General features: G+C 69.4%; 3 protein-coding genes and 1 pseudogene. All 4 read right to left on the bottom strand.

Annotated features, from left to right (window positions below):
• Positions 1 to 426: multicopper oxidase domain-containing protein (locus tag B3547_RS08140; protein WP_292961954.1), on the bottom strand; the 426-nt coding region annotated here is incomplete at its 3' end.
• Positions 427 to 497: 71 nt separating this feature from the next.
• The gene (locus B3547_RS08135) at positions 498 to 1,670 is read right to left on the bottom strand and encodes an aminotransferase (protein WP_292961952.1); all 1,173 of its coding nucleotides are present in this window, start codon (positions 1,668 to 1,670) and stop codon (positions 498 to 500) included.
• Positions 1,671 to 1,716: 46 nt separating this feature from the next.
• Positions 1,717 to 4,855 (bottom strand): annotated as a pseudogene (locus tag B3547_RS08130) (OB-fold nucleic acid binding domain-containing protein).
• A partial coding sequence (locus B3547_RS08125; RefSeq protein WP_292961950.1) for a DNA polymerase Y family protein occupies positions 4,852 to 5,807 on the bottom strand: 956 nt, incomplete at its 5' end. The pseudogene B3547_RS08130 and the gene B3547_RS08125, both read right to left, overlap by 4 nt.

Raw genomic sequence — 5,807 nt, 5'->3', positions numbered from 1 at the left:
GAACGTCTCGCCCGGATCGATGCCGGGGAAGCTGAGGCCGGGCACGCCGTCCATCTGGAACGGCACGAGCAGTCCGTGCCAGTGGATCGAGGATTGTTCCCGCAACCGGTTGGTCACGTCGATCCGCACGGTCTGCCCTTCGCGCAGGCGGATCAGCGGGCCGGGAATCGAGCCGTTGATGCCGACGGCGGCGGCTGAGCGCTTCCCAACAGCGAACCGGCTTTCCCCGATGGTCAGCGCGATCCGATCGCCGCTGAGCGCCTCGCCGATGCCGGTCGTTGCGTCGGGGCCGACCGCCATACCATGATGACCGCCGTGCGCGCCACGCGCCCAGGCGGGGAACAGCGGGGCCAGCGTAGCGGAAAGCGCCAGCGCGCCTTGTCCCATGAGCAGGTCACGGCGGTTGAAAACAATAGGTTCGGCCATGGACCGGGAGATAGGCGCTGCTGGCCCATGTCGTCCAGCGGCGCAATGCGCGCCCTGTGAAAGAACGCGGTTTAGAGGCTCTCGCGCCAGCGGGCGAGACGGAGGACGGCTTCTTCCAGCATCGCCGCCGGCTTGCAGTGGCACAGGCGCAGGATCGACGTGGGGCCGCCGGGGCCTTCCCACAGCGCGGAGAGCGGGATCGAGGCGACGCCCGCCTCGCGCACCGCGCGCTCGCTGAACGCGCGATCGTCGAGCGCGATGCCCGAGGCCGCAAGGTCGATGCAGGCGAACCATGTCGCCGCGTTGTCGAGCACCACGAAGCCTTCACGGCGCAGGCCGTCGATCAGCACGGCGCGCGAGGCGCCCCAGCTGGCCTGACGCCCGGCGGCGATGGCGGGATCGGCCAGCGCTTCGGCCAGCGCCCACTGGAGCATCGGCGGTGTGGTGAAGGTCAGGAACTGGTGCGCGCGGCCCAGCACGGTGGCCATGGCCGGCGCGGCGACCATCCAGCCGACTTTCCAGCCGGTGGCGCCGAAGATCTTGCCGGCCGATCCGATCTTGATCGTGCGCTCCGCCATGCCGGGCAGGGCCAGCAGCGAACGGTGCGGCTTTCCGTCGAACCGCACGTTCTCCCAGACTTCGTCGCAGATCGCGATCAGGTCGTGCGCCACGCACAGCTCCGCCAGCGCGGCGAGTTCCGCGTCGGACGCGACCGTGCCGGTGGGGTTCAGCGGATCGTTGAGAACGAGCGCGCGGGTGCGCGGCGTGATCGCGGCGGCGATGGCGTCGCGGGAATAGCGCCAGTGCGGCGGGCGCAGCGGTACGAACACCGGTATCCCGCCGGCGCGGCGCACCAGTGGCGCATAGGCGTCGTAAGCCGGGGCGAACAGGATCACCTCGTCGCCGGGGCTGACCACGGCCAGGATCGCGGCGGCTACGGCTTCGGTCGCGCCGGAGGTGACGATCACGTTGTCTCGCGCAAGGGGCAGCCCTTGGGCACGGGCATAGAAGCCGGCCACGGCATCGCGCAGTTCGGCGAGGCCGGCCATCGGCGGATACTGGTGCGAACGTTCGCGCGTGGCGCGGACGACGGCCTCGACCAGTTCGGGCGGCGGCGCATCGTCCGGGAAGCCCTGGCCCAGATTGATCGCGCCCTGTTCGCGGGCAAGGCCGGACATATGTTCGAAGATGGTGACGGGCATCCCGGTATAGACCGGACTGAGGCGTTGCGCGGGCGTGGTCATCGCCGGTCGGTCTAGCTTGGAGGCGCGGCGGAAGAAAAGCGCCCTTTCAATGAAAATCACGCGAACGCGGCAGAATGCGGACATCGCGCGGGTGCCGGCGGGCGGCGCCGGGCGGATTGGGCATGGTGGGCCGGATGGCCTCGTCGGCGCGGGAAGGCGGGCCAAGTGCGGTCTGCGTTTCGGACAGGTGGGCGAGCATGGCGGTCACGTCGGTCACCCGGCTGGCCATCAGATGCACGACGCCTTCCTTGCTGCGCTGGATTTCGCCCGCGATCACCATCAGCCGCGCGGCCATGACGGCGCGGCGCTGCTTCTCGAAATCGCGCGCCCACAGCAGCGCGTTGACGATTCCCGTCTCGTCCTCAAGCGTGATGAACACCGCGTTGCCCTTGCCCGGCCGCTGGCGGACCAGCACCGCGCCGGCGCAGCGCACGCGCGCGCCGTCCTTCGCGGCGTTGACATCGGCGCAGGAAAGCACGCCCCGCCGGGCAAAGCGGGCGCGCAGGAACTGCATGGGATGCCCTTTCAGCGACAGGCGGTGCGTCTGGTAATCGGCCGCCACTTCTTCCGAAAGCGGCAGCGCGGGCAGGGCGGGGTCGCGCTCGCGGCCCAGTTCGGGCGCATCCATCGCGGCGAACAGCGGCAATTGCACCGGCGGCATCCGGCGCACTTCCCACCCCGCCTCGCGCCGGCCATGGCCCAGCGAACCGAGCGCATCGGCATCGGCCAGCAGGTGCAGCGCGCGGGGCGGCAGATCGGCGCGGTGGGCCAGCGTCTCGATCGAGACGAACGGCGCGTCGCCGCGCACGCGGGCGATGGCTTCTGCCCAGTCCTGCCGGAAACCGTCGATCTGGCGCAGGCCCAGCCGCAGCACCCGCGCGCCTTCCAGCGTATTGTCCCACGTGCTCGCGCCCACGTCGATCGGGTGGACGGTAACGCCGTGTTCCCGCGCATCGCGCACGATCTGCGCGGGGGCATAGAAGCCCATCGGCTGGCTGTTGAGCAGCGCGCAGGCGAAGACTGCCGGATAGTGGCATTTCAGCCAGGCGGACACATAGGCGAGCGAGGCGAAGGCCTGCGCGTGGCTTTCGGGAAAGCCGTAGTCGCCGAAGCCCTTGATCTGTTCGAAGCAGCGTTCGGCGAAATCGCGTTCGTAGCCGCGCCTGACCATGCCTTCGACCAGCTTCTCCTCGTAGTTGTGGATCGTGCCGTTGCGGCGGAACGTGGCCATGGCGCGGCGCAGGCCATCGGCTTCGGCCGGGGAGAACCCGGCGGCGACGATAGCGAGCTTCATCGCCTGTTCCTGAAACAGCGGCACNNTAAGGGTGGACCATGCCGCCCTGGATCGGACCCGGCCGCACGATGGCGACCTGGATGACAAGGTCATAGAGGGTGGCGGGCTTCATCCGGGGCAGCATGGCGATCTGCGCGCGGCTTTCGACCTGGAAAGTGCCGATGCTGTCTCCCTTCTGGAGCATGGCATAGGTCGCCCCATCGTCCTGCGGCACGGTATCCAGCCGGTGATCGCCCAGCTGCCACTGGCGCATCAGGTCGAAGCTCTTGCGGATGCAGGTGAGCATCCCGAGCGCGAGGACATCGACCTTCATGATCTGCAGTTCGTCGATGTCGTCCTTGTCCCATTCGATGAAGGTGCGATCGGGCATTGCCGCATTGTGGATCGGCACGAGTTCGTCGAGCCGACCCTGGGTCAGCACGAAACCGCCGACGTGCTGCGACAGGTGGCGCGGGAACTGGAGGATCTGGCCGACCAGATCGCGCAGGCGGGCGAGTTCGGGATTGGCGGCATCGAAGCCGGCTTCGCCCAGCCGCGCCTCGGGCAGTTCCTCGCTGCCCCAGCTTCCCCAGATCGTGCCCGAGAGCCGCGCGGTCACATCCTCGGTCAGCCCCAGCGCCTTGCCGACTTCGCGGATCGCGCTGCGCTGGCGATAGTGGATCACCGTGGCGGCGATGCCGGCGCGCTCGCGGCCGTAGCGTTCGTAGATGTACTGGATCACTTCCTCGCGCCGCTCGTGCTCGAAATCGACGTCGATGTCGGGCGGTTCGTTGCGGTTCTCGGACAGGAAGCGCGAGAACAGCAGCTTTTCTTGCACCGGATCGATCGGCGTCACGCCCAGCAGATAGCAGACCAGCGAATTGGCCGCGCTGCCGCGCCCCTGGCACAGGATCGGCGGATCGAGGCTGCGCGCATGGCGCACCACGTCATGCACGGTCAGGAAGTAATAGGCATAGGTGCGCTCGCGGATCAGGCGGAATTCCTCGTCCAGCGTCCGGCGGTAAGCCTCGGGCAGGCCATCGGGGAATTTCCGCATGGCCGCTTCGTGGACCAGATGTTCCAGCCAGGCCTGCGGTTCCCAGCCTTGGGGAACGGGTTCGTGCGGGTATTCGTAGCGCAAGTCGTTCAGCGTGAAGGCGATGCAACCGAACAGGTCGCGCGTCGCCGCCAGCGCTTGCGGACAAGCCTGGAACAGACGGGCCATTTCCGCCGGGGGCTTCAGATGCCGTTCGCCGTTGGCGGCCATCAGGCGCCCGGCGGTTTGCAAGGTCCGCCCCTCGCGGATGCAGGTCAGCACGTCGTGCAGCGGCCGCGTGTCCGCCGTGGCGTAAAGCGCATCGTTGCTGGCGATCGGTGGAACGCCGGTTTGCGTGGCCAGCGCCAGCCGCCGCGCCAGCAGCCGCGCGTCGCGCCCGGCGCGGGGCATGGTGACCGCCAGCCACAGATGCGGGGTGGCCTGCCGCAGCGTGCGCAGCAGCGCGGCATCGCCGTCCATCGCGATCAGCGCCATATCCTCGCAATGGTCGAGCAGATCGGCCAGAGTCAGGTGGCACGATCCCTTTTCGGCGCGGCGGTTGCCGACCGTCAGCAGGCGGGTCAGCCGGCCCCAGCCGTGCCGTGTGGTGGGATAGGCGACCACATCGGGCGTGCCATCGGCAAAGACCAGCCGCGCGCCGACGATCAGGCGGAAGCCACCGCCCGGCCCGCCGACCTGCTTCCACGCGCGATGGGCGCGGACCACGCCGGCCACGGTATTGCGATCGGCGATACCGATGCCGGCCATGCCGAGCGCGTGCGCCTGCCCCACCATGGCTTCGGCGGACGAGGCGCCGCGCAGGAAGCTGAAATTGCTGGCCGCGACCGGTTCGGCGAAAAAGGACGGCACGGTCATGCGAACAGGCCGTGCAGGAACCAGCGCGGATCGCTTTTTTCGTCGAACAGGCCGTGGCGAAACATCCAGTAGCGCCGGCCTTCGCTATCCTCGATCCGGTAATAATCGCGGGTGAGGCCACCCAGCTTGCCGAGGTGCCCATCCTGCCGCCGCCACCATTCGGGCGCGATCCGTTCCGGGCCTTCCGCCAGGCGCACCTCGTGGACCTTGCGCCGCCAGCGGAAGCGCTGCGGCGGTCCGTCCGGCACGCCGGCGATCACGGCGACCGGCTGGGGCGGATCGAACAGGGTGAGGGGGCGGAGCGCCACGTCCCTTCCTGAAGCGAGGGGCCATGTCGAAACCGGGGCCGATACCGTGTTCTCGATGGCGGGGCGCAGGTGTTGCGCGGCTTCGGGAATATGGGTGTCGGCGGGGTGCAGGCGCGTGACCCGGTCCGCGCCCAGCCGCACGCTGAGCCGGTCGATCAGGGCATCGAGCGTATCATCGGCCGCTGCGCGCCCGCCTTCCAGCGCATCCTGCCGGGGGGCAAGCGGTTCCACGCGGGGGACATCGAGCAGGATCGCGTCGAAGCCGAAACCGGGATCGAGCGGATCGGCCAGCGTATCGATGCGTTCGCGCATCAGGCGCAGCACCGTGGCGGGATCGCGCACCGGGTTGCCGGTATCGATCGCGAGTCGTCGCCGCGCGCCGTCGCTGCGCTCCAGCGTGACCGTGAACCGGCGCCCGCCCGCGTGCCGCTGCTCCATCTGCTGCGCCGCCTGCCGCAGCAGGTCCTCGATCACCTCCAGCGCATCGTCGGTGCGGATCAGCGGCTCGGCGAAGCGGGCCTCGGCCCGGACCGGGACGGGGGGCAGGCGCGGGGCGACGGGGCTGGCCGTTTCGCCCAGCAGTTGCCGCAGACGCATGACCGCGCTTTCGCCGAAGCGCGCCGCCAGCCCCGCCTGTGGCCGTC

The organism is Novosphingobium sp. UBA1939 (assembly GCF_002336885.1).
Classification (GTDB): Bacteria; Pseudomonadota; Alphaproteobacteria; order Sphingomonadales; family Sphingomonadaceae; genus Novosphingobium.
This window is presented reverse-complemented; position numbering and strand designations above follow the sequence as displayed.